Origin of the sequence: Anaerococcus sp. Marseille-P3915, assembly GCF_900258475.1 — a bacterium.
Taxonomy (GTDB): Bacteria; Bacillota; Clostridia; order Tissierellales; family Peptoniphilaceae; genus Anaerococcus; species Anaerococcus kampingae.
Window position 1 is genome coordinate 329637 of record NZ_LT984887.1, and the last position, 23592, is coordinate 353228.

The window sequence follows — 23592 nt, forward strand, 5'->3', positions numbered from 1 at the left end:
GCTTTTTTTGTTAGGAAATTAAGGAGGTATTATGATTTTATCTTTAGGACTTATCCTACTAGTGGGAATGAGTCTTGCTAGTATTTTTAAGAAAATAGGCTTGCCTGCCATTATTGGTATGCTTTTAACTGGAATTATCCTTGGGCCAGAGCTTTTAAACTTGATTGACCCTAATACATTAGCAATTTCATCAGATTTAAGGACAATTGCCCTTATTGTTATCTTGCTTAAGGCGGGCCTTTCACTAGATATTTCTGACCTTAAGAGGGTTGGTACATCTGCAGTTCTTTTGTCATTTTTGCCAGCATCATTTGAAATATTGGCCTACGCAATATTTGCACCTATGGTTTTAGGCTTGAATCTTATTGATGGACTCCTTATGGGGGCTGTGATGGGAGCTGTTTCTCCTGCCATAGTCGTACCTAGGATGGTTAAGTTGATTGATGAGGGCTATGGTAAAGATAAATCTATCCCTCAGATGATCCTTGCTGGAGCATCTTGTGATGATGTCTTTGTCCTTGTTCTTTTTTCATCATTTTTATCTATGGCTAAGGGTGGAAGTTTTTCAGCTGGATCTCTTATAAAGGTACCTATTTCAATAATACTTGGCATAGGAGTCGGAATTTTAATGGGTTTTTTGCTTTATTATTTCTTTGAAATGAAATTTAAAAAAGGAGCCTACATCAGAAATTCTACTAAGGTCATTATTATTTTGGGTATCTCATTTTTGCTCGTAAGTATGGAAGGCTTATTAAAAAATCTTGTTCCAATTTCTGGACTACTTGCAGTTATTGCTATGGCTAGCTCCTATAAAATAAAGGCCAAGGATGCCCTAGTTAGTAGACTTTCAGATAAATTTGCTAAGTTGTGGATATTTGCAGAAGTGCTATTATTTGTCCTAGTTGGCGCTGAGGTTGATATAAAATATATGACTGAAGTTGGATTTTATGGGATAATTTTAATATTTTTAGGCCTAATAATTAGGGCTATTGGAGTCTTTATTGCTGTAGGATTTTCTGATCTTAATAAGAAAGAAAAGTTATTTACTATTTTTTCTTATATGCCAAAGGCTACTGTCCAAGCTGCTATCGGTTCAGTTGCCCTTGCTAATGGCTTATCATCTGGTCTTGCAATTTTATCTGTAGCAGTGCTTGGGATTTTAATTACAGCACCACTTGGAGCAATCTTGATAGATAAATCCTACAAAAAACTTTTAGTTAGAGGATAAAATACTGAGTTTTTAAAATGGTATAATAGAATTAGATTAGAAAAGAAAGGTATTTTATGACAGAAGCTAAGTTAAAAGTTAAATTATTAAATTATACACCAAATGGAGAAGAGACAATAGCTCAGGCTGGTAAGCTTTGCTATTCTCCAGTTGGGGTGGATGAAATTTCTAAAAAGCAAGATGAAGAAGCTATCGCCAAATATGTAAAGATGCTTGCAAGCATGGGTCATATGTCTCCAATTGAGCATATTTCCTTTACCTTTGCAGTTGAGGGAGTATCTAGGACTTTAACCCACCAACTCGTCCGCCATAGGCTTGCTTCCTATTCTCAGCAATCTCAAAGATATGTCAAATTAGATGGTTTTGAATACATAATCCCACCCCACATAAAGGAAAACCCTGAAGCAACTGAAATTTATATAAAGGCTATGGAAGAAGATCAAAAAGCCTATGATAAGCTTACAGATATCTTATTTGATAAGCATTTTAAAGATTTTATATCAGAAGGACTGGATGAAAAGACAGCAAAAAGACAAGCTAGCAAGAAGGCTATAGAAGATGCAAGGTATGTATTTCCAAATGCTTGCGAGACTAAAATTGTCTTTACAATGAATGCTAGAACCCTTCTTCATTTTTTCTCCTTAAGGTCATGTAACAGGGCACAGTGGGAGATACGAGAGCTTTCTGATCAGATGATTAAGCTTGTCAAAGGGATTTATCCAAATATCTTTGCCAATGCAGGTCCATCATGCATTGGAGGACCTTGTCCAGAAGGTAAGATGACTTGCGGGAAAATCAATGAAGTTAGAGAAAAATATAAAAATATTTAAGGGCCACATGGCTCTTTTATATTTGCTAAAAATGGGTATAAATACATATATGATATAGACAGGAAGGAATAATTATGTCTTATATAAGTTTAAAAAATGTGAGCAAAAAATACAAGTCTGGTACCAGCGAGATAGTTGCTAACGACAATATAAGTTTTGACCTTGATGAAGGGAAACTTCTTATAATTGTTGGGGCATCAGGTGCTGGTAAGACTACTCTACTAAATATAATAGGCGGAATGGAGCAAGCAAGTTCCGGAGATATATTAATTGATGGTAAAAACCTATCAAAATTAAATGATAAAGACCTTACCACCTATAGGCGTGATGACGTTGGTTTTGTATTCCAACATTATAATCTTATACCAAATCTCACAGCCCTTGAAAATGTTGAATTAGCTAGCGAATTATCAAAAGATTCCCTAGTGGCAGAAGAGGTCTTAGATGAGGTAGGTCTTAATTCAAGGTATGAAAATTTCCCGTCACAATTATCTGGAGGTGAGCAGCAAAGAGTTGCAATTGCAAGGGCTTTAGCCAAAAATCCTAAGCTTTTATTATGCGATGAGCCTACAGGTGCTCTTGATTATAAAACGGGAAAAAACATTCTAAAACTCTTACAAGATGCTTCAAGAAGGCTTGGAGCAACAGTTATAATAATAACCCACAATTCCCTTATTAAGCCAATGGCTGATGAGGTAATAGAACTAAAAGATGGGAAAATCCTGAAAGCATATAGCAATGAAAACCCAAGACCAGTTGGAGAACTGGAGTGGTAAGATGAATACTTTTTATAAAAATATAATAAGGGATATGAAAACAACCCTAGGAAAGGTATTTTCAATTGGAGTCATGGTTGGTCTTGCAACGATGATAATTGTAGGACTAAACCTAACAGGCCCATCTATGAGAAAAAGCCTTGACGAGTCACTTAATATCTATAAACACCCTGATATAATAGTAAGGTCAACCTATCCAATGGATTATGAAGATCAGATTCTTTTAGAAAATGATGATGATATCAAAGATATTTCCTTTATAAAAATTATAGACTTAGAAAATCAGGATAATATTATAAGAATAAAATCTTTTGATAAGAATTTTGAAAAAATAGATATGGTCGATGGTCAAAAGTTAAAGGCAAAGAACGAAATAATTCTAGATAAGGCCTTAAAATCTACTTATAAGATTGGCGACTATGTAGATTTTTCCTATATAAATGACAAGCAGAAGGATACTAATAAGCTTAAAAATACAAAATATAAAGTTGTTGGATTTTTTAATACCAGTCAGAGATTTCTTGAAGATATGAAAGAAATATCTCCAGTAGGCAAAAAAGAGATAGCTGGCCTTGCCTTTATTTCAGAAGAAAATTTTGAAAAAGAAGAATTTGATGAAGTAAATATTTCTTATAAAACTACTGAAGAATTAAATAAAACAAGTAATGAATACAAGAAAATTGTAAAAGATAAGAAGGATACGATAGATAAGGCCATCCTCTCTAGACCAAAGGAAGTATTAGAGAAGATAAAAACTGAAGCTAATGATAAGATAAATAAGGCCGAGGGCGACTTATCTGATGCTAGAGAAAAAATATCTGATACAGAAAAAGATTTAAAAGATGCTAAGATAAAAATTGATGATGGATTTAGTAAATACGAGACAGAAAAAGCAAAGTATCATAGAGAAATTGAAAATGCTAAGTCTAAGCTAACTAAGGCAAGAAATGACTTAATTACAGGTCAAGCAGAGCTTGATAAGGCCAAGCTTGAATTAGAAAATTCAAGAAATAAATATGATGAAGAGATTAAAATAAATGAAGAAAAGTTAAATGAATCTTATCAACAGATTAAGGCAGGCCAAGATGAAATTTCAAGCAAAAGGCAAGAAATAGAAAATGGTCTAAGTCAGATAGATGCTTCTTTTAAGGAATCTTTACAAGTTAATGGTCAATTACCAGATTCTAATGAAAATCAGACTGAATTAGGACTTGATACATTAGGCCTGGCTAATTCTGATGATTTTGAAGAAGAAATAGCTAAGCAAAAGGCACCCCTACTAGCTGGCCTTGAAGAAATCAAGAAAAAGGAAGCTGAATTGAATAGGTCCCTTGCTACTTACAACCAAGGAAAAGCTAAGTTTGAAGAAGAGAAAAAATCAGGAGCAGCAAAACTTGACCAGGCTCAAAAAACAGTAAATAGTAAGCAAACAGAAATCAACAGAGGATGGACATCATATTATCAGGGCCTAGATGAGCTTGAAAAAAATAGGGTAAAGGGCGCAAATGAATTAGAAAAAGCCTATAAGGACCTTATAAAATCAAAAGCTGATTATGAAAAGGGTCTTAAGGAATTTGAAGATAAAAAAGCAGAGTCCTTAGATGATATAGAAGAAGGCGAAGAAAAGATAAAAGATCAAAAGGAAACCCTTCTAAAGCTTACAGATCCTGAATATAAGGTGAGTACAATCTTTGATAACGAGGGTATAGATACTTATTATCAAAACTCCCTAAATATGGACAAATTATCCCTAGTATTTCCTGTATTTTTCTACATGGTAGCCATGCTTGTTACCCTTACAACCATGAAAAGATATATAGAGGAGCAAAGGCTAATAAATGGTAGTCTAAAATCCTTGGGCTATTCAAATAAATTAATAGCCAGGAGATTCTATATTTATGGTTTGATACCTACTTTGATAGGGTCAATAATAGGTGGGATTTTGGCAAGGTATCTGATAGCGGGGATAATATTTAAGGCATATTCAACAGGTTTTTCTATAATAAATATGAGCTTCACATCATCGCTTCTTTTGATTATAGGGTCTGTAATTCTTTCAGCAAGTTTAGTAGCCTTAACAGTATTTTTCACCTCTAAGGAAACTGTAAATGAGTCCCCAGCAAGACTACTTCAGGCAAAGGCACCGGAAAAAGGATCTAAAATCCTTTTAGAAAAGATAAGGCCAATTTGGAAAAGCCTATCCTTTATGCAAAAAATCACAGCTAGAAACCTATTTAGGTATAAGTCAAGGATGTTTATGACCCTCTTTGGAGTAGCAGGCTGCACAGCCCTAATATTTTTCGGCTTTGCAATGATTGATTCCTTAAAGGATACATCAGCTATTCAACAAAATGAACTCTTTCACTACCAGTCAATAGCAATCCTAGATCAAAAGTCAGATAGGAAAGCTTTCGATGATTTGATAGAAAAAGATAAGAGGCTTGAGATTAGAAATGAAAGTGCAAGTCTAAATAGAACTGGTACAGACCTTGACCTATCAATTATAATACCTAAGGATATAGCTAGGTTTAATGATTTCGTATCTTTAAGAAAAAATAAAAGTAATCCTATAAATTTAAAAGAAGCTAAGGCTGTAATTACAAAAAATGCTAGCAAAAAGCTTAAATTGAAGGAAAATGACAAGATAAAGGTAGAAGTTGATAAGAAATTAATAGAAATTGAGATAGGAGCAATTACAGAAAATTATGTAGGAGATTATCTATATATTTCCAAGGACTATTATGAAGATTTGACCTCTAATAAACTAAGCGTAAATGCAGATTATATAAAGGGTGATCCCGATAAAATTACCCAGAAATTAGAAGATATTGACGATATTCTTGCAGTAATAAATACAAGCAGAGCCTATGAATCAATGGATGCCTTGCTTGCTAATTTAAACTTAGTAATAGTTGTAATAACCCTAGTTTCATCAGTGCTTGCAAGTGTCGTTTTATATAATATAACCGATATAAATGTAAGCGAGAGGAAAAGAGAGCTTGCAACCATAAAAGTTCTAGGCTTTTATCCAAAAGAAGTTACAGCCTATATTTATAGGGAAATATTTATCCTAAGCCTTATAGGCATAGGAGGTGGATATTTGTTAGGTTATCTAATGTTTAGGTATATAATTGACCTGGTTGCTCCAAGAGATATTATGCTTTCCTATAAGCTTCACCCTATAAGCTTCATAGTAAGTGCGGCCATAACCCTTATCCTATCAATGATTATGCTTATATATGTACACAATAAACTTAAAAATATCGACATGGCTGAGGCCATGAGCAGTGGAGAATAAGGCGGATTTTCCGTCTTTTTTCTTTTTATTCCTAGATAAAATTTGAATCTTTGCTATAATTATAGGGAGGTGAATTATGAAAATTATTTTAGTAAGACACGGATTAACAGAAGCTAATATGAAGATGGTCTACTCTATTGATGAGACAAAATTAGAACAAAGTGGCCTATACATATTAGATAGGACAAAAGAATTACTTAAAAATTATCAAATAGATGAAGTTTACACATCAAACCTTTATAGGGCAAAAGAAACTGCGGACTACCTGGGCTATAAAGATTATAAGAGCGATGGCCGCCTAAATGAGATGAACTTTGGCGACTTTAAGGGCAGAAGCCTTGTTGATGTAAGAGAAAATGAAAAGGAATTTTTTATAAAGGAAAAGTCAGACTATTTTGGCCTAAAATATCCAAATGGAGAATCAAGGCTTGATGTAATAAAAAGAGTAGGAGATTTTCTTGAAGAAAAATCCAAGGAAGATAAGACAATCTTAATAATAAGCCACGGGATTGCCATAAGATCATCACTATTTTGGATATTAAAAGATCTTGATAATTGGCCATCATTTTGGATAGATAATGGATCACTTACAGTTTATAAGATTGAAGATGGCAAAAGACTTATAGAAAGTGTCAACCTAATATGAAATTTATCCATCTAGCAGATGTTCATCTGGCAGATAATTTAAATTTTAAATCAGACCTATCTTCTCTCATCAGAAAGAAAAATAAAGAATCTTTTTATAAAATCTTAGAAGAGAACCAAGATGCTGATTTTATTTTAATTGCCGGAGACCTTTACGAGAGGGATTATTTTACCCTAAATGATTACAAAGACCTATTTGAAAAAATTGGTGCTTTTAAAAAAGATGTCTTTTATGTTGCAGGAAATCACGATTATATAGGAAGGGATAATTATCTTTATCTAAAAAATAAACCAGATAATTTACACATTTTTTGGGACGATGATCTTTCTTATTTTGAGATCGATAATATAAGAGTTTATGGACTTTCATACGTGGATAGGATTTATAATAAGGATTTTCCTTATGATATAGATTTAGAAGATTCATATTTTAATATTTTACTTGTCCACGGGGATGCCTATAATAAAAACTCATCATACTTAAATTTAGATATAGGAAAGCTTAAAAATCTTGGCTTTGACTATGTAGCCTTAGGTCACATTCACAAGAGAGATAAGCTTTATGATAATATTTATTACTCAGGAGCAATCGAGCCTATGGATTATAGCGACCTTTATGACTTTGGTTATATTAAATATGATGAGGGAAAGGTTTCTTATGTAGATTCATCGCTAATGAAATTTTATGATTTAAATATAGACCCAAGTGATTTTAATAATCAAGATGACTTGGTTGATTATATTAATTCTAAGTTAGAAGATAAGATAAATTTTTTAAGACTAAGGACAGACAAGAACATCTCTCTAAATTCTTTTAGAAAAAATGTTAATGCTTACGATATAGATTTAAAAATAAATGAGCAAATTGATTATAAAAAACTTGCAAGTCTTTATCCTAATTCAATTCTTTCAAAATTTTTAGAGAAATTTGAGGGCAAAGATGATGAAATATCTAATAGAGCCTTAGACCTAGGCTTAGAAGCCTTATTTAGGAGCCAAAATGACTGACTTATATATAAAGGAATTAAATATAAAGGCCTTTGGTAAATTTATAAATAAGAAAATTACATTAGATAAGGAATTTAATCTTATTTATGGCCTAAATGAGTCGGGTAAGTCTACTATTAAAAATTTCATTGAGGGGATGTTTTATGGTTTCGATGAGGGCAAGCAGAGAATTAGTTTTTCATCAAAAAGAGAAATATATAGGCCCAAAGAAGCCTATATCTATGCTGGTAGCTTAATTATTTATAAGGATGGGGAGAATTTCAGACTTGATAGGGATTTTGATAGTGGTGCCTACAAGATTTATAACCTTAGCAAAGGATTAGAGCTTGATACTAAAGCCAGTGACCTAGCTTATCCTGGCAAATATTTCTTAAATTTGGATTATGATCTCTATAAAAATTTTATATCTTCCTACCAGATGCAAGTTACATCTGCTGATAGCAAGAAAAAAGTAATAGAAAAGCTAGCAAGCAAGGATATTGACTATAATTTTTCTATTAAAAGCGCTATAGAAATCCTAGATAAAAAGCAAGCAGACCTTGGCACAGAAAGGGCCTACACCAAGCCCTATTACAAAATCAAAGAAAAAATCGCAGAGATTAAAGGGTCCTTAAATGAAATAGGAAGTCTTAAGGCAAAATTTAGAAAAGAATTTCAAAGTTTAGACATAAATAGGGAAAAACTTCAAAAGCTTGAAGTAAAATATAAAAATTTAAAAGATGAGAATGAAATATTCAATTCACTAAGGTCTGACCAAAACTACAAGGACTATAAAAAATGGGCAGATAAGTTATATGAACTTGATCAAGACCTAAAAAAATATGAAGATCTAAAATCCTACAGGAGCGAGGATTTTGAAGACATAGAAATTTATCAAAAAGACCAAGTCTCTATTAGGTATATCTATGTATTTTATATTCTCCTATTATTAATAATCGGTCTTAGTATTTTTACAAAAAACCTCTATTTGCTTTTGCTTATAATTCCTACTTTATTTTTCTTATTTAAGGATAGAAAAGAGAAGGTCGAGCCTGATTTTATACGACTTGGAGTAAATAACTTAGCTGAGTATAATAGGCTAAGGATGAGATTTTTAAAATACAAGTCCTTATTAGAAGAAAAAGAAAAAATAGAAGAAGTTGTATCAATTATAAAAAAACAAGACCTAACAGCTCTAGATAATGACTTAGAATACGATTTTGATTTTGAATCTTACGACAATATAAAAGCTCAGGAAGAGATTGATAGCTTAGATAAAGAAATTAAAAACTTAAAAATATTTCTTAACGCTAGGGAGAAAGAACTTTTATTAATAGATGATAAGCTAAGAAAAGAAGTTGATTATAAGGATGAGCTAAAATATTTAGAGGAAAAATTTCAAGAAATTGTAAGAGAAAAAGAAGCAATCGACCTTGCCAAAACTACTATTTTAGCTATAGCTGATGAAAATAAAAATGATATGGCAAAATTAAATAGAAAAATTAATTCTTTAATTACAAGCATTAGCAGGAATAATTTTAAGGTTTCCTATGATTCTGACCTAAATATTGATATTAGAGATAAAAATTTTAATTCTTTTGATCTAAATCAATTATCTCAGGGCTTTTTTGACCAATTAAATCTTGCCCTAAAGCTTAACCTAGTCAACGAGAGCTTTGGACAAGTTTTTATGATATTTGATGATGCCTTTATTAATTATGACATTGAAAGATTGATCAGATTTTTATTCGTTCTTCTTGACATGGCAAGGGATAAGCAAATAGTCTATTTTACCTGCCATAGGAGAGAGGAAGAATTTTTCTTAAATGAAAATATTGAAGTAAAACTAATAAATTTGGAGGATAGATGATATATGCTATCGCAGACTTGCATCTAGACTACACAGAAGAAAAATCTATGGAAGTCTTTGGCGATGCTTGGAAAAATTATCAAGAGAAAATTTTTAATAATTGGAATAAGCTAATAAAAGATGGAGATACAGTCTTAATTCCTGGCGATATTTCTTGGGCAATGGATATTGATCATGCAAAAATTGACCTTGAAAAATTAGAAAAGCTTCCTGGAAGGAAAATTTTAATGAAGGGCAACCACGATTATTGGTGGTCTTCCTTAAATAAGCTCAACCAGCTTGGTTTTTCAACTATCGAATTTTTGCAAAACAATTCCTTTGAAATAGAAGACTATATAATATGTGGTACTAGGGGCTGGATATCAAGAGATTCTAGAGATTTTGATGACCATGATGAGAAGATATTTGCTAGAGAATTATTAAGGCTTCAAAATTCCATAGAATCTTCCAGACAAGATAAAAAGTTAATCATTAACTTTCATTACCCACCAATAAATGGCGATGGAAGTCTTAATGAATTTTTTGATTTGGCAAAAAATTACAATACTGATACAATTATCTATGGACACCTCCATGGAAGTGGTCATAGACTTATAAGAGAAGGGAATATAGATGGCATTAATCTTGTGTGTGCTTCGGGCGATTACATAGATTTTAAGCCAGTGAGGATTAAATAATGCAAAGAGAAATAGAAATAAAGGTATTAGATATAATACCAGAAAAACTTGAACAAGAACTAATTGAATTAGGGGCGGAAAAGATTGTTGAAGAAAAACAAGTAAATTACACTTTTGCTCCAAAAAATTCTGAAGACTTTGACACAGGCTATCTTAGGATAAGGGAAACTTATATTGAAGGAAAGAGAGAATCAATTGAGCTTACCTTCAAAGAGATGAAAGATTCCGAAGATGTAAGGATTAACAACGAATTTACAACAAGAATTGATTCTGTAACTATGATGACCCAAATCCTAGATAGGATTGGCGTGAAGATAAAATATAAGGGCCAAAAGCAAAGAATATCCTATAGATATAAGGGTCAAAGATTTGATATTGACACTTGGGATAAGGCAACCTATCCTCATCCATATCTAGAGATTGAATTTACTAACCAATCAAAAATCGATGAAATACTCGATGATTTAGGCATTGATAGGGATAAGGTCACTACAAAATCAATTTCTGATCTAATAAGCGAGTTATAATTTTGACAGATAAAAATTTCCTGGTATAATTTTAAAAAATCCAAGGAGATGAATATGATTTCTATAAAAAATTTATTAAATTCGCACGATTTGTCAAAAGAAGATTTGCTTGAAATTATAGAACTAGGAAATGATATTTATAAGAGTCCTACCGATTTTTCTCATTATGCAGATGGGAAGATATTGGGGACTCTTTTTTTTGAGCCTTCAACAAGGACAAGACTATCATTTGAATCAGCTATGCTAAGATTAGGTGGTTCTGTAATAGGTTTTTCAGACTCTAGCAATTCTTCAACAACTAAGGGAGAAAGTTTACAAGATACAGTTAGAACTGTAAGCCAATATGCAGATATAATAGCCATACGCCACCCTCAAGAAGGTGCAGCATATCTTGCTAGTCTTGCTGCTGATTGTCCAATAATAAATGCAGGTGATGGGGGCCACCAACATCCAACTCAAACCCTTACAGACATTCTAACAATTTCAAATTACAAGGAAAGTCTTGATAACCATGTAATAGGTATATGCGGTGACCTTAAATATGGCAGGACTGTTCACTCACTTATCAAGGTCTTAAACCTATTTTCAAATAATAAATTCATCCTTATATCACCTGATGAATTAAAACTTCCTCAATATGTAAAAGAAGAAGTTTTTGATGAAAACAATGAATATGAAGAAGTCAGATCGCTTGATGCTGTAATCGATAAGATTGACATCTTATACATGACAAGGATTCAGAAGGAAAGATTCTATTCAGATGCCCAATATACAAGGCTTAAGGACTCATATCTTTTAAATAAGGAAAAAATGAGCCAAGCAAGAGAAGATATGATAGTCCTTCACCCACTACCAAGGGTTAATGAAATTGCAAAAGAAGTAGATAGGGACCCAAGAGCAGTATATTTTAAACAAGTTAAATTTGGTATGTATGTAAGAATGGCACTAATTATAAAACTTTTGGAGGCAAACAATGCTTGAGATTACTAGTATAAAAGACGGAATCGTAATAGACCATATAAGAGCAGGTCTAGGTATGAAAATTTACGAACTATTAGATTTAGAAGACCTAGATAGCGAAATAGCAATAATATTAAATGCAAGCTCAACCAGATTTGGCAAAAAAGATATTTTAAAGATTGCAAATAATATCAAAATAAACTTAGATGCTGTTTCAATAATTGATCCTACAGCTACAGTTAATATCATTAAGGATGAAAAAGTAGTTGAAAAACTAGAGCTCAAACTTCCTGAAAAGGCTGTTGATATCTTAACATGCCAGAATCCAAAATGTGTATCAACTAGCGAAAGAGAAGTGTCTAGTGAGTTTATTTTGATAAATAGAGAAGAAAAAACATATAAATGTGCCTTCTGTGGACACATTTACGATGTGGAAGAATAAAATGAAGCAAATTTTTATAAATTTTTATGGATTTGATGATGTAAAGATTACACGTAAAGAAATTTTTGTGGAAGATGGGGTAATCGTAGAAGAATTTTCCAGGGATGAGGCTGATGAGATAATTGACTGCCAAAACCTAGCCCTTATACCATCATTTACAGACCTTCACGTACACTTTAGAGACCCAGGTTTTACCTACAAAGAAGACCTAAAAACAGGCTCTCTTGCTGCCCTAAAAGGAGGAGTGACAAATGTCCTCCTTATGGGTAACACCAAGCCTACTGTATCATCAAGAGAAGTCTATGAAGATATAATAAAAAGAGCAGAAGAACTTGATTTAATCGGTGTTGACCAAGTTTATACTATCACCAAAAATTTTGATGGGATAAGTCTAGATCATCTCGATACCATGCCTGAATCAGTTAAATTTATCTCTGATGATGGCCATGGGGTTGATGATGGGGAAGTTATGTATAAGGCCATGCTTAAGGCAAGAGAGCTTGGAGTAAACATGACCCTTCATGAAGAAGTGGCAGGCGTATCAGCTATAGATTATGAAGTTGCTGAAGATGCTATGACTCTTAGGGATTGCTATTATTCCTATAAGCTAGATATGCCAGTTCATTTCTCTCATGTATCAACAAAGGGTGCAATGACTGCTATAAAATATTTCAAGGACCTAGGAGCTAAAATCACCTGCGAAGTAACACCCCACCACTTATACTTTAGTGAAAAAGCTAGGGATGAAATGAAGGTTAATCCTCCAATCAGAAGGGAAGAGGATAGGTTGTTTTTATTAGAAATGATTAAAGAAGGTTATGTAGATGCAATCGCGACAGACCATGCTCCTCATTCTAAAGAAGAAAAGGAAAATGGAGCCCCAGGCTTTATAGGAATAGAAACATCCTTTTCAACTTGCTATGAAGTTTTGGTAAAATCTGGTCTTATTTCCCTAAACCAACTGATAAAAATTATGTCCACAAGGCCATCAGAAATTTTGGGTATTAAAAAAGGAAAATTAGACCCAGGCTATCTTGCTGATTTTAATCTAATTGATCTTGATAAATCCTATATTTATAAAGAAGAGGATATTAGGTCAAAATCTAAAAATTCACTTATGATTGATAAAAAACTATATGGACAAATTCAAAAAGTCTACAGAAAGGGTATTTTAAAATATGAACATAATTGATAAACTATATGAAAGAATCGACAAATTAGGCTTTGTTTGCGTAGGACTTGACACATCTCTTGATTATATACCTGATGTGATTAAGGAAGGAAAATCAACATCTGATGCCTTGTTTGCCTATAATAAGGAAATTATAGATTCTACAAAGGATGTGTGTGCTATCTATAAGCTTCAAATTGCTTATTATGAATCATATGGCTTAGAAGGCATGCTAGCTTATAAAAATACCCTTGATTACCTAAGGGATAATGATTTGCTTAGCATAGGGGATGTTAAAAGATCAGACATAGCAGCCTCTGCAACAATGTATGCTAAAGCTCACTTTGAAGGAGACTTTGAGGTTGACTTTATAACCTTAAATCCATATATGGGTATGGATTCAATTGAGCCTTACGAAAAATATTTAGCATCCGGCAAAAAGGGAGTTTTTGTTTTACTTAGAACTTCAAATCCAGGAGCCAATGACTTTGAAGTCCTAGATGTAAATGGTGAGGAACTATTTTATACAATTGGCGATAGGCTAAAAGAAATTAATGACAAATATATAGGAGAAAATGGCTACGGACCTGTAGGCCTTGTAGTAGGTGCTACCCATAGCCAAGAGGTAGAAAAAATCAGAGAAAGATATAAAAATATGTTCTTTTTGATCCCTGGTTTTGGAGCCCAAGCAGCTGATTCTATGAATGTATATAAACTTCTAAATGATTTAAATGCAGGAGTTGTAAATTCATCACGTGCCATCCTTAAAAACTGGATGAATTATGATGATGGCAAAACAAATGTAGGCAAATACGCCAGAGAAAAAACAATAGAAACTTATAAGGAAATATCTAAAAATGCAAACATATAGACCATGCAAAGTTATTGAAAATATTGAGATTGCACCAGGTATTTTACAAATTAGCCTAGATGTAAATCTTAAGGGTAAGCCTGGCCAATTTTTTATGTTAAGGGCAGATTCTTTTAGAGATGACCCTATTCTTGCCAGACCCTTTGGCATATGCGACCAAAGGGAAGATAGGTTGGTTTTCCTATGCCAAGTCGTAGGTAAGGCAACTAAGCTTATAGGCCGACTAAAAAAGGGTGATGATGTATCAGTTCTAGGCCCACTGGGAAATGGATTTTCTTTAAGTAGTGAAAAGAAAATCGCCATAGTAGCTGGTGGAATTGGTATTGCGCCACTATTGGAACTTGCTAAAAATCTTGATACTAAAGCAGATTTTTATGCAGGTTTTGCCGATGACCCATATTTTGTAGAAAATTTTAAACCTTTTGTAAATAAAATAGTAACAAGTTCTGAAAGGGATGAAAAAAAGTTTATCTTAGAAAAGATAGATTTAGATGAATATGACATGATTTATGCTTGTGGTCCAAATCCAATGCTCAAGGCCCTTTGGGATCAAAATACCAAGGCTAAAGTCGAAATATCAATGGAAGCTCATATGGCCTGTGGGATTGGGGCCTGCTTAGGCTGTACAGTAGAAAACAGTGAGGGAGCATTTGTAAGAGTTTGTAAAGATGGGCCAGTATTTGATGCAGAAAGGATATATGGATGAGTTTAAAAGTAAATATAGCTGGAGTAGACTTTAAAAATCCTGTAATAGCAGCAAGTGGTACCTTTGGTTTTGGAGAAGAATTTTCTAATTACATAGATATAAATAAGCTTGGCGGCATATCTTCTAAAGGCCTAACTCTTAAGAAAAATCCAGGCAATCCTGGCATAAGAATATATGAAACACCTGCCGGAATTATGAATTCCATAGGCCTTCAAAATCCAGGTGTAGATCATTTTATAGAAAATGAACTTATTTTTATGAGAAAATACCAACCTGTTGTAATTGCTAATCTTGGAGGCCATTCTTATGATGATTATAGAATTGGGGCAAGCAAATTAGAAGATAGCGATGTCGATATGATTGAGCTTAATATCTCATGCCCCAACCTAAAAGAAGGTGGCATGGCCTTTGGAACAGATCCTCACAAAGCAAAAGAAGTCATAAAACAGGTAAGAAAGGCTACAAAAAAGCCTCTAATTGTAAAATTATCACCAAATGTAACAAGCATAGGTGAATTTGCAAAAATTGCTGAAGGTGAGGGAGCTGACAGCATATCCTTAGTAAATACCTTTAATGCAATGGCTGTTGACATAAAAAGGAAAAAATTTGTTTTTAATAACAAAACAGCAGGCCTATCAGGTCCTGCAATTAAACCAATAGCCCTAAGGATGACTTATGAAGTAGTAAATGCTGTAAAACTTCCTGTTATCGCCATGGGTGGAATAATGAATGTAGAAGATGCTCTTGAATTTTTGATGGTCGGAGCCAAGGCCATCCAAGTGGGAACAGCTAATTTTAAAAGACTTGAAACAATGATTGATATAGTAGATGGTTTAGAAAAATATCTTGAAGATAATAAAATATCTGATATAAATGAGATTATAGGAATATTATAGGAGTAAATTATGGATAGAACAGTAGAATTATTAAAAAAATCTGATGCACTTTTAGAAGGACATTTTATTTTATCAAGCGGTAAGCACTCTGATAAATATGTTCAATGTGCAAAACTTATACAAAATCCTGTTTATTGTCAAGAAGTGGCTGAAATAATTGCAGGAAAAATAAAAGAAGCTGGAATTAATGTAGACTTATGTGTAGGTCCAGCTATGGGCGGAATAATTATAGCCTATGAACTAGCTAGAGCACTAGGGGTAGATGCTATATTTACAGAAAGAGAAAACAACGTGATGACTCTTAGACGTGGTTTTGACATCAAAAAAGGCCAAAAAGTAATCATCGTGGAGGATGTAATAACTACAGGTAAGTCTTCTTTTGAAACCGTAGATGTAATAAACAAGTGTGGGGGAGAAGTAGTAGCTCTAACATCCATTGTAAATAGGTCAAATAAGGATGAAATAAATGGACTTGCCTTAATATCAGCTACAAAAATTGAAGTAAATGCATGGGATCCTGATAATATTCCAGAAAATTTAAAGGATATACCAGCTGTAAAACCAGGCTCAAGAAAGTTCTAATCTTGATAATTAGGTCATTAAGGATATAATTTTATTATAATGATATATTAAAGGAGACTTATGATATATAAAAAGAGTATATTTAATAGTTTTATATTTTTAATGGCAATAGTCATATCCTTTATAAATTTTGCAAAAATTTCTTATGCTGATAAGGCTAAAAAGCCTACAAAAGATTCTCTGCTTGATGGTCTTAGGCAAATTTCAGCAGAAACTTACAATCTAAAAGATATGAGAGATATAAGATTTAATAAATTAAAAAAAGACCTTGAAGAATTTAGAGACAAGGGATCAGCAAAAATATCAGAAAAAAATTATTTCTATCTCTTAAATCCTACTAATTTTACAGCCGAAGAATTAGAGTGGGGCCTTGCAGGTACAAACCTAAAATCCTTAGGCAAGGATTTTAAAGAAGTAAGTGAAGATGTAGAAATAAATCCAATACTACTTATGGCCATGGCTAAGCATGAAACTGGAAATGGTACAAGTGAGCTTTACAAGAATAAGAAAAATCTTTTTGGATTCAATGCCTATGATTATGATCCATACAATCAAGCTACAGACTTTGAAAATGAGAGAGCATCTATTGATACAGTAGCAAAACATTTAAAAAACGAATACCTCAATAAAGAAGGTAAGTTTTATAATGGTGTTTCTACCTCTGGAATTGGTACACTTTATGCAACTGACAAAGATTGGTCTAAAAAGGTAGATTGGATGATGATAGAAGTAGCCCAGGCTATGATTAAAGCTTATGAAGCTTATGACTGATTATTAAGAAAGGAATAATAATGAATACTAGAGATTATTTAAATGGAATATCTACGGATGGATATGAATTTTTTGGAGCTCATAAGAGAAAATCAAATGATTATATTTTTAGACTTCTAGCACCGAATGCAAAAGAAGCTTATATTGCTGGAGACTTCAATAAGTGGGAGAAGACTCCTATGCGTAAATATAGCACGGGAGTCTTTTCTGTAACAATTGAAAATGCTAAAAATCTTGATGAATATGAATATGAAATTATTGATAAGGATGGTAATTCTTACAAAAAACTAGATCCTTATTCCAAAAAAATCAATCTAGATGAGGGTACATCCTTTATTCTTGATGAAGGCTATAAATTTAAATATAAGAAATCTAAAAATGAAGCTAAAAATATATACCAAATTCATCTAGGAGCTATGTTCAGATCTAACAAGGACAAATCCAAAATCTATGATCAAATAGTTAAACATGCCAAAGAAAATAATTTTTCTCATGTTCAGCTTATGCCAATAAGTGAATATAAAAATTATAAGCAAATGGGATATTCTTCTATAGGGCATTTTGCATTTTCTTCCAGATATGGAGATTTAAAAGACTTTAAAGAATTTGTAGATAAATTACACAAAGAAAAAATCGGAATAATTGTTGAGCTTGATATAGCTGAGTTTGATCCAGACTTTCTTTATCTAGATAGATTTGATGGAACAAACTCATACAACTATGATTATGATAATATCAAATATAATTATTTTGGAGCTATAAATTTTGACCCTACAAAAGAATTGGTAAGATCTTATATTTTATCTTTAGTTGAATATTATACTAAGGTACTAAATATTGACGGAATTTTCTTCCCATCAGCTGAAAATATGATTTTTTGGCAAGGGGACAGGAATAGGGGAATAAATCAAGAGTGGTTAGACCTTATTAACCAAATAAATGATTTAATTAAAGCAAATAAGTCCTTTTCAATAGGTGGAATTAATGGAAGTTATGATGGTTTAGATTTAAGTTTTGATTATATTTTTGATAGTAGATTTAAAAATATGATTGAATTATTTAAAACAGAGCCTATAAATCGAGCAAATTTTCAAGCTTATGTTAGAGCTTTGATAGCAAATGATACTTATAAGATTATCCATGGTTTTTCATATGTAGATAGCATTGTAAATGAAGCTAGTCTTGCAATGAAGATGTATTCTCATGATAGAAAATTTGAACAGCTAAATACTCTTTTAACCTTCTTATACAGCTTAAAATCCACCAAGACTATCTTTATGGGGGATGAATTAGCAGATTTTGATACTTTTTCAATATATGATGAATTTACTTATGAAAAATTTGACCAATACCAAATCAAATTCAATGATTTTTATAAGGATTTAACACAATTATTTATAAATAATAAATCTTTAAGTAATACAGATTCAGATGTTAATATATTAGATATAGAAGGTTACAGCTTATATGCCTTTGAGAGAACTTATAAGAATGAAATATTACTAGTCATAACAAACTTTACAGATATTGAATATAAGATTAATGCTCCATATGATTTAGAAGAATTGATAAATACTGATGATTTAAAATATATGGGAGATGGCAATACAAATGGGCTTATAAAAAGAGGAGAGGATATCAGGTTAGCTCCTTATAACTCTGCAATTTTCAAAATTAAATAAATTCAAAAACTCCAAATCTCTTTTATTTATATAGAGATTTGGAGTTTATTTTTATAACTTTCTTTCAACTAATTCATATTCTCTTTCTATATTATGAGCAACTTGAGTAAATCTCTCGAGTACAGTTTTTCTAGATATAATTCCTAAAAAATATCCATTTTTAAGGGTCACACATACAAAGTTATTATCTATTAAAAGCGAGATTACATCTTCAAGCTTATAATTATCAAAAACAATTGGTACCTTTTGATTCATAACTTGACTTACCCTAAGTTTATTAAGTTTATCTTCATCAAAAAGAGATAAGTTATCAAAACTAGTTACTATATTTGATATTGAAATAAGACCCCTTACGCAGTTATCATCATCTACAACCGGTATTATTTGGTAACCTGAGTTAGATAAAACAAGAACAGCATGAAGCAAAGTATCTTCTTGATTAACTACTGCTACAAGGGATGAATCTATCATTAAGTTAGGCGTAGGTCTATTAAATAGCTTTTCAAAATTTTTTCCTATCAATTTTCCCTCCTTAGTTTCTTATATAATTATTATATCACTTTTTATGCAAATAAAAAAACTTCAGACCAATCAAAAAGTTTTAGTCTGAAGTATATGTAAGCACACCTAGCATCGAACAATTAACATAATATAGTGTCAAATATATCCGACTCATGATAGGTTGCCTTACGGCACACAGAAGTGGCTGCTTAATGCTGCTAGGTTCCCCTCCTGACATGGTTCGCAGTCTCCTGTTGCGTAAGATCTATCAATCAACACCGCATATATTAGTCTTTTAATCTGCTAAAAGCCCTCCACTAGGAATTAAACCCTGCTGTAGCGGATTGCAGGTTACAAGGCACCGCTAGTTCCCCGTCTAGTGCATGGCGGAGAGCATGGGATTTGAACCCATGATACAAATAAACTGTATACACGATTTCCAATCGTGCTCCTTCAACCACTCGGACAGCTCTCCATACTACAATAACTTACTATACCCCAAAGATCCTACATTGCAAAGTGAAAATATTACCATAAATATAAGAATCTATGGTATAATAAATAAGATAGAAAGGAAAGGTATGGCAAAAGCTTTATATAGACAATATAGACCAAAGACCTTCGATGAAGTTCTTGGTCAAGATAAAGTCGTAAATGTTTTAAAAAATCAGCTAATAAACAATAACTTTTCTCACGCTTATCTTTTTGCTGGAGAAAGGGGTTGCGGAAAAACTTCAGCAGCCAAAATCTTTGCAAAGGCCATAAATTGCCTTCATCCCAAAGATGGTTCTCCCTGCCTAGAATGCGAAAATTGTAAGGCTATAGAAGATGAATCAACACTCGATGTAGTAGAAATGGATGCTGCTAGTAATAGAAGAATAGATGATATTAGAAATCTAAAAGATAATGTGATTTATCCACCTTCTAAACTAAAGTATAAAGTCTACATAATAGATGAGGCCCATATGATTACCAGAGAGGCTTTTAATGCCCTTCTTAAAATTATGGAAGAGCCACCAAAACATTTAGTTTTTATTCTTGCTACTACAGAAATTGATAAGATTCCAAAAACAATTTTGTCGAGGGTACAAAAGTTTGAATTTAACAAGATTGATTCTGTAAAAATAAAAGAACAGATAAATATTATTTTAAAAGATAAAGATATAGAAATGGAAAATGAGGCCATCGACTTAATTATAAGAAAGGCGAAAGGAGCTATGAGGGATGCTTTAAGCATCTTAGACCAGGTCTTATCTTTTAATAATAAAATATTTAAACTAAAAGATGTTGAATTCATTCTAGGGTCTGTAGATTTTAAAAAAATTGATAAGCTGATAAATGAAATTATCATAAAAGATCAAAAATCAAGTTTAAAAACTCTGACACTTATAAGAGAAGATGGAAAATCTAATCTTGATATTCTAGAAGCTCTAATAAACTTCTATAGGGATATGATGATTCTAAAGACTACAGAAGATGAATCTATATTTGAAAATGAAGAAAGGCTTAAATTAATACAGGAAAAGATTGATAAGATTGATCTATCAAGAATTTTAACAAGTTTAGATATCTTAAACGAATATGCTAATAAACTTAGACTTTCATCTAATACTGATATTCTCTTAGATGTGCTTATTTTAAGGCTAATAGATACAGTAGACACTAATAATATAGAAAGCAGAGTGTCAAAACTAGAAAGAAATAGAGAATCAAATATAATAGATTTGGTAAATAATATAATAGAAAATAAATTAAAGAATTATAAACCTGTTATAAAACCTATTGAATCTAGCATAGAAAAACCTACTCTAGATTCTAAAGATGAAGAAAATATTCCAATAACTAATGAAAAAACAGAAGAAAAATCTAATTCTAAATCATATATTAGGCTTTCTAAAGATCAGGAAAATGCTCTGATTGATATCATAGTTGCAAGTTCAGGGACTATGCTAAATACTTTATTTAATCAAGAAGGTCTTAATTATTTGTATATAGGTGAAAAGTTAAGTCTTAATATTAAAGACGAGTTTTATTTTTTCTTTTTAGATAGCAAAAGAGAAGAGATTGAGGAAAAATTAAGAGATTTATTAGAAAAAGATATAAGTTTTAATATTGAAGTAGTTAGTGAACATATTAGCGAAAAAACACAATCTAAAAATCAAGATAAAACTATAGAGAAATTGCAAAATATATTTAATAATGAATTAATAATAAAATAGGAGGAAAATAATGGCAAGAAATTTTAGAGGCGGCATGCCAAATATGAATAACATGATGAAACAAGTTAAGAAGATGCAAGAGGAAATGGAAAAAGCCCAACAAGAATTAGAAGAAAAAGAATTTACTGCAAGCGCAGGGGGCGGGGTAGTAGAAGCTACAGTGACTGGCAAGAAAGTAGTTACATCAATAAAAATTAATCCTGATGTTGTAGATCCAGAAGATGTGGATATGCTTCAAGATTTAATCATGGTTGCTATCAATGATGCAAACAACCAAGCGGATAAATTCAATGAAGAAAATATGGGCAGATTAACAGGTGGCATAAATATACCTGGTTTAATGTAATGGCCATCCTACCCGAATCATTAAACAACTTAATAGAGCAATTTCAAAAATTACCCACAATTGGTAGAAAAAGTGCGGAAAGACTTGCCATGAGTATAGTCGATGAAGATATAAAAAGTGTAAAAGACTTCTCAGACAGCCTTATGGAAGTTAAAAATAGGATTCACCATTGCAAGATTTGCGGAAATTTAACAGAAGATGATGTGTGCTCAATTTGCAAGGATTTTACAAGAGATGAAGAATACTTATGCATAGTAGAAGATGTAAGAAACCTAATAGCAATTGAAAAATCCGGAGCCTATAGGGGAAAATACCATGTTTTAGGAGGACTTATATCGCCATCAGATGATATAGGCCCAGATAAGTTAAACATAGATAAGCTCCTAGAAAGGCTTGATAATGAAGATATTAGAGAGATAATCCTTGCAATTTCTTCAACAATAGAAGGTGAGACAACTATCCTTTTTATCACTAATTTACTTAAAGGTAGAGATATTAAGATAAGTAAGATAGCACAAGGAATTCCAGTCGGTTCACAATTAGAATATTTTGACCAACTGACCCTTGAAAGAGCTCTAGAAGATAGGAGAAATATAAGTGAATAGCTTTAAAAAAATAATAGCACTAATAATTCCTCTTCTAATATTAACATCATGTTTAAAAAAAGATAAGATAGACGAGCAAACACAAAAAGAGATTATAAATGTAGAAAAAAAACCTGTATCAAGCAAGATTGACGTAAAAACCACTAGTTTTGCAGCATCAATAATTTTAGATGACTTGTCAAAGAAAGATAATAATGACTATGCCATTGATCTAGTCAAAGATTATTCATCAATAGAAACACTTGACTTTGATGTAGCTGTCATACCAGCTTATGAACTTGTAAACTTATACAAAAAAACAGATCATTCAATAAAGCTTGCAGCAATTACTTTACTAAATGATATATATATTATAGGTGATAGGCAGGTAAATGGCCCTGCTGATCTTAAAAATTCTACAATAATGATGCCAAATATGAACGAGTCAATGAATAAGATGGTTGAGTCAAAACTTAGTCTAGCGAAGACTTTTTTGAAGGTAAGTGTTGAAACTTACCTAAGTCAGAAAGAGGTACTCAGCAATCTAAAACAAATGGACAAGGTCTTTGCATTCTTATCTGAGCCCTATTATTCAAAGGCTATAGAAGAAAAGAATTATTATCTTTACGATCTAAGACAGATTTTATCTTTCTTACCTAATTCAGATATTGAATCAAGTGGAGATTATTTATCTGAGGTCATTGTTGTAAATAATAATTTCCTAAAAGATAATAAAGAAAGCTTTGATAATTTTCTAAAACAATTTAAGGAAAGTCAAGAAAATATTAGCCAGTCAACAGTTATATCAAAAAATATAATAGACAATTATGATATTACAAATGCTGATGCCATTGATATTTATAATAAAATGGAAAATGTATTTATCACTTCTGATACAATGAAAGGTGTATTCCAGTTATATATGGATAGGCTAGAGGGCCTTGATAAAAATATATTTTCTGGAAATAGACCATCAGATGATATTTATTACTTAAATTAAGACTGCTAGGGATGTAGCTCATC

At 32.1% G+C, this 23592-nt stretch carries 23 protein-coding genes, 1 tRNA gene and 1 other RNA gene; 22 read left to right on the top strand and 3 right to left on the bottom strand.

Annotated features, from left to right (window positions below):
• The first annotated feature begins 31 nt into the window (after positions 1-31).
• From C8269_RS01555 to C8269_RS01640, 18 genes are all read left to right on the top strand, one after another.
• Entirely contained in the window at positions 32-1228 is a 1197-nt protein-coding gene (locus tag C8269_RS01555; RefSeq protein ID WP_106460100.1) for a cation:proton antiporter, read from the top strand.
• 56 nt (positions 1229-1284) lie between these two features.
• Positions 1285-2058 (top strand): FAD-dependent thymidylate synthase, encoded by a 774-nt coding sequence (gene thyX, locus C8269_RS01560; RefSeq protein WP_106460101.1) that lies wholly within the window; start codon positions 1285-1287, stop codon positions 2056-2058.
• Between the two features lie 74 nt (positions 2059-2132).
• Positions 2133-2834, top strand: a complete 702-nt coding sequence (locus tag C8269_RS01565) for an ABC transporter ATP-binding protein (protein ID WP_106460102.1) — start codon at positions 2133-2135, stop codon at positions 2832-2834.
• Between the two features lies 1 nt (position 2835).
• Positions 2836-6132 carry an FtsX-like permease family protein gene (locus C8269_RS01570; protein WP_106460103.1) on the top strand — a complete coding sequence of 1099 codons (3297 nt, stop codon included), beginning with the start codon at positions 2836-2838 and terminating at the stop codon, positions 6130-6132.
• A gap of 76 nt (positions 6133-6208) precedes the next feature.
• Positions 6209-6778 carry a histidine phosphatase family protein gene (locus tag C8269_RS01575; protein ID WP_106460104.1) on the top strand — a complete coding sequence of 190 codons (570 nt, stop codon included), beginning with the start codon at positions 6209-6211 and terminating at the stop codon, positions 6776-6778.
• On the top strand, positions 6775-7785 hold the full coding sequence (locus tag C8269_RS01580) for a metallophosphoesterase family protein (RefSeq protein WP_106460105.1): 1011 nt from the start codon (positions 6775-6777) through the stop codon (positions 7783-7785). The genes C8269_RS01575 and C8269_RS01580 overlap by 4 nt, the downstream gene beginning before the upstream one ends.
• Entirely contained in the window at positions 7778-9634 is a 1857-nt protein-coding gene (locus C8269_RS01585) for an ATP-binding protein (RefSeq protein WP_106460106.1), read from the top strand. The genes C8269_RS01580 and C8269_RS01585 overlap by 8 nt, the downstream gene beginning before the upstream one ends.
• A complete protein-coding gene (locus C8269_RS01590; RefSeq protein ID WP_106460107.1) occupies positions 9631-10311 on the top strand; it encodes a metallophosphoesterase in 681 nt (226 codons plus the stop codon). The genes C8269_RS01585 and C8269_RS01590 overlap by 4 nt, the downstream gene beginning before the upstream one ends.
• The gene (locus C8269_RS01595; RefSeq protein ID WP_106460108.1) at positions 10311-10838 is read left to right on the top strand and encodes a class IV adenylate cyclase; all 528 of its coding nucleotides are present in this window, start codon (positions 10311-10313) and stop codon (positions 10836-10838) included. Before C8269_RS01590 ends, C8269_RS01595 begins: the two co-directional genes overlap by 1 nt.
• Before the next feature lie 54 nt (positions 10839-10892).
• Positions 10893-11819 carry an aspartate carbamoyltransferase gene (pyrB, locus tag C8269_RS01600; protein ID WP_106460109.1) on the top strand — a complete coding sequence of 309 codons (927 nt, stop codon included), beginning with the start codon at positions 10893-10895 and terminating at the stop codon, positions 11817-11819.
• Positions 11812-12240, top strand: coding sequence for an aspartate carbamoyltransferase regulatory subunit (locus tag C8269_RS01605; RefSeq protein WP_106460110.1), 429 nt, complete (start codon positions 11812-11814; stop codon positions 12238-12240). The genes pyrB and C8269_RS01605 overlap by 8 nt, the downstream gene beginning before the upstream one ends.
• Position 12241: 1 nt before the next feature.
• Entirely contained in the window at positions 12242-13432 is a 1191-nt protein-coding gene (locus C8269_RS01610; RefSeq protein WP_106460111.1) for a dihydroorotase, read from the top strand.
• Complete coding sequence (gene pyrF / locus C8269_RS01615; protein WP_106460112.1) at positions 13419-14282, top strand: orotidine-5'-phosphate decarboxylase; 864 nt, start codon at positions 13419-13421, stop codon at positions 14280-14282. Before C8269_RS01610 ends, pyrF begins: the two co-directional genes overlap by 14 nt.
• The gene (locus C8269_RS01620) at positions 14269-14988 is read left to right on the top strand and encodes a dihydroorotate dehydrogenase electron transfer subunit (RefSeq protein WP_106460113.1); all 720 of its coding nucleotides are present in this window, start codon (positions 14269-14271) and stop codon (positions 14986-14988) included. Before pyrF ends, C8269_RS01620 begins: the two co-directional genes overlap by 14 nt.
• On the top strand, positions 14985-15884 hold the full coding sequence (locus C8269_RS01625) for a dihydroorotate dehydrogenase (protein ID WP_106460114.1): 900 nt from the start codon (positions 14985-14987) through the stop codon (positions 15882-15884). The genes C8269_RS01620 and C8269_RS01625 overlap by 4 nt, the downstream gene beginning before the upstream one ends.
• 9 nt (positions 15885-15893) lie before the next feature.
• Entirely contained in the window at positions 15894-16466 is a 573-nt protein-coding gene (gene pyrE, locus C8269_RS01630) for an orotate phosphoribosyltransferase (protein ID WP_106460115.1), read from the top strand.
• 60 nt (positions 16467-16526) lie between these two features.
• Positions 16527-17237, top strand: a complete 711-nt coding sequence (locus C8269_RS01635; RefSeq protein WP_106460116.1) for a glucosaminidase domain-containing protein — start codon at positions 16527-16529, stop codon at positions 17235-17237.
• 20 nt (positions 17238-17257) lie between these two features.
• The gene (locus C8269_RS01640) at positions 17258-18919 is read left to right on the top strand and encodes a GlgB N-terminal domain-containing protein (protein ID WP_106460117.1); all 1662 of its coding nucleotides are present in this window, start codon (positions 17258-17260) and stop codon (positions 18917-18919) included.
• Positions 18920-18970: 51 nt separating this feature from the next.
• Here C8269_RS01640 and cbpB read toward each other — a convergent pair whose 3' ends face one another.
• The 3 genes from cbpB to C8269_RS01655 all read right to left on the bottom strand — a co-directional run bounded on the left by cbpB (position 18971) and on the right by C8269_RS01655 (position 19895).
• On the bottom strand, positions 18971-19441 hold the full coding sequence (cbpB, locus tag C8269_RS01645) for a cyclic-di-AMP-binding protein CbpB (RefSeq protein ID WP_106460118.1): 471 nt from the start codon (positions 19439-19441) through the stop codon (positions 18971-18973).
• 97 nt (positions 19442-19538) lie between these two features.
• Positions 19539-19805: signal recognition particle sRNA large type (gene ffs / locus C8269_RS01650), an RNA gene on the bottom strand.
• Positions 19805-19895: transfer RNA gene (locus tag C8269_RS01655), tRNA-Ser, on the bottom strand. The genes ffs and C8269_RS01655 overlap by 1 nt, the downstream gene beginning before the upstream one ends.
• Positions 19896-20001: 106 nt before the next feature.
• Here C8269_RS01655 and dnaX point away from each other — a divergent pair.
• The 4 genes from dnaX to C8269_RS01675 are packed head-to-tail and all read left to right on the top strand — an operon-like array spanning position 20002 to position 23569.
• Positions 20002-21639 carry a DNA polymerase III subunit gamma/tau gene (dnaX, locus tag C8269_RS01660; RefSeq protein WP_106461111.1) on the top strand — a complete coding sequence of 546 codons (1638 nt, stop codon included), beginning with the start codon at positions 20002-20004 and terminating at the stop codon, positions 21637-21639.
• 10 nt (positions 21640-21649) lie between these two features.
• Positions 21650-21985, top strand: coding sequence for a YbaB/EbfC family nucleoid-associated protein (locus tag C8269_RS01665; protein ID WP_106460119.1), 336 nt, complete (start codon positions 21650-21652; stop codon positions 21983-21985).
• Positions 21985-22590 carry a recombination mediator RecR gene (gene recR / locus C8269_RS01670; RefSeq protein ID WP_106460120.1) on the top strand — a complete coding sequence of 202 codons (606 nt, stop codon included), beginning with the start codon at positions 21985-21987 and terminating at the stop codon, positions 22588-22590. The genes C8269_RS01665 and recR overlap by 1 nt, the downstream gene beginning before the upstream one ends.
• The gene (locus C8269_RS01675; protein ID WP_106460121.1) at positions 22583-23569 is read left to right on the top strand and encodes a hypothetical protein; all 987 of its coding nucleotides are present in this window, start codon (positions 22583-22585) and stop codon (positions 23567-23569) included. Before recR ends, C8269_RS01675 begins: the two co-directional genes overlap by 8 nt.
• Positions 23570-23592 lie beyond the last annotated feature (23 nt).

What these genes read in the sequence shown, in the direction of transcription:
- C8269_RS01555 (WP_106460100.1), top strand. Translation starts at nt 32, where the DNA reads ATGATTTTATCTTTAGGACTTATCCTACTAGTGGGAATGAGTCTTGCT.
- thyX (WP_106460101.1), top strand. Translation starts at nt 1,285, where the DNA reads ATGACAGAAGCTAAGTTAAAAGTTAAATTATTAAATTATACACCAAAT.
- C8269_RS01565 (WP_106460102.1), top strand. Translation starts at nt 2,133, where the DNA reads ATGTCTTATATAAGTTTAAAAAATGTGAGCAAAAAATACAAGTCTGGT.
- C8269_RS01570 (WP_106460103.1), top strand. Translation starts at nt 2,836, where the DNA reads ATGAATACTTTTTATAAAAATATAATAAGGGATATGAAAACAACCCTA.
- C8269_RS01575 (WP_106460104.1), top strand. Translation starts at nt 6,209, where the DNA reads ATGAAAATTATTTTAGTAAGACACGGATTAACAGAAGCTAATATGAAG.
- C8269_RS01580 (WP_106460105.1), top strand. Translation starts at nt 6,775, where the DNA reads ATGAAATTTATCCATCTAGCAGATGTTCATCTGGCAGATAATTTAAAT.
- C8269_RS01585 (WP_106460106.1), top strand. Translation starts at nt 7,778, where the DNA reads ATGACTGACTTATATATAAAGGAATTAAATATAAAGGCCTTTGGTAAA.
- C8269_RS01590 (WP_106460107.1), top strand. Translation starts at nt 9,631, where the DNA reads ATGATATATGCTATCGCAGACTTGCATCTAGACTACACAGAAGAAAAA.
- C8269_RS01595 (WP_106460108.1), top strand. Translation starts at nt 10,311, where the DNA reads ATGCAAAGAGAAATAGAAATAAAGGTATTAGATATAATACCAGAAAAA.
- pyrB (WP_106460109.1), top strand. Translation starts at nt 10,893, where the DNA reads ATGATTTCTATAAAAAATTTATTAAATTCGCACGATTTGTCAAAAGAA.
- C8269_RS01605 (WP_106460110.1), top strand. Translation starts at nt 11,812, where the DNA reads ATGCTTGAGATTACTAGTATAAAAGACGGAATCGTAATAGACCATATA.
- C8269_RS01610 (WP_106460111.1), top strand. Translation starts at nt 12,242, where the DNA reads ATGAAGCAAATTTTTATAAATTTTTATGGATTTGATGATGTAAAGATT.
- pyrF (WP_106460112.1), top strand. Translation starts at nt 13,419, where the DNA reads ATGAACATAATTGATAAACTATATGAAAGAATCGACAAATTAGGCTTT.
- C8269_RS01620 (WP_106460113.1), top strand. Translation starts at nt 14,269, where the DNA reads ATGCAAACATATAGACCATGCAAAGTTATTGAAAATATTGAGATTGCA.
- C8269_RS01625 (WP_106460114.1), top strand. Translation starts at nt 14,985, where the DNA reads ATGAGTTTAAAAGTAAATATAGCTGGAGTAGACTTTAAAAATCCTGTA.
- pyrE (WP_106460115.1), top strand. Translation starts at nt 15,894, where the DNA reads ATGGATAGAACAGTAGAATTATTAAAAAAATCTGATGCACTTTTAGAA.
- C8269_RS01635 (WP_106460116.1), top strand. Translation starts at nt 16,527, where the DNA reads ATGATATATAAAAAGAGTATATTTAATAGTTTTATATTTTTAATGGCA.
- C8269_RS01640 (WP_106460117.1), top strand. Translation starts at nt 17,258, where the DNA reads ATGAATACTAGAGATTATTTAAATGGAATATCTACGGATGGATATGAA.
- dnaX (WP_106461111.1), top strand. Translation starts at nt 20,002, where the DNA reads ATGGCAAAAGCTTTATATAGACAATATAGACCAAAGACCTTCGATGAA.
- C8269_RS01665 (WP_106460119.1), top strand. Translation starts at nt 21,650, where the DNA reads ATGGCAAGAAATTTTAGAGGCGGCATGCCAAATATGAATAACATGATG.
- recR (WP_106460120.1), top strand. Translation starts at nt 21,985, where the DNA reads ATGGCCATCCTACCCGAATCATTAAACAACTTAATAGAGCAATTTCAA.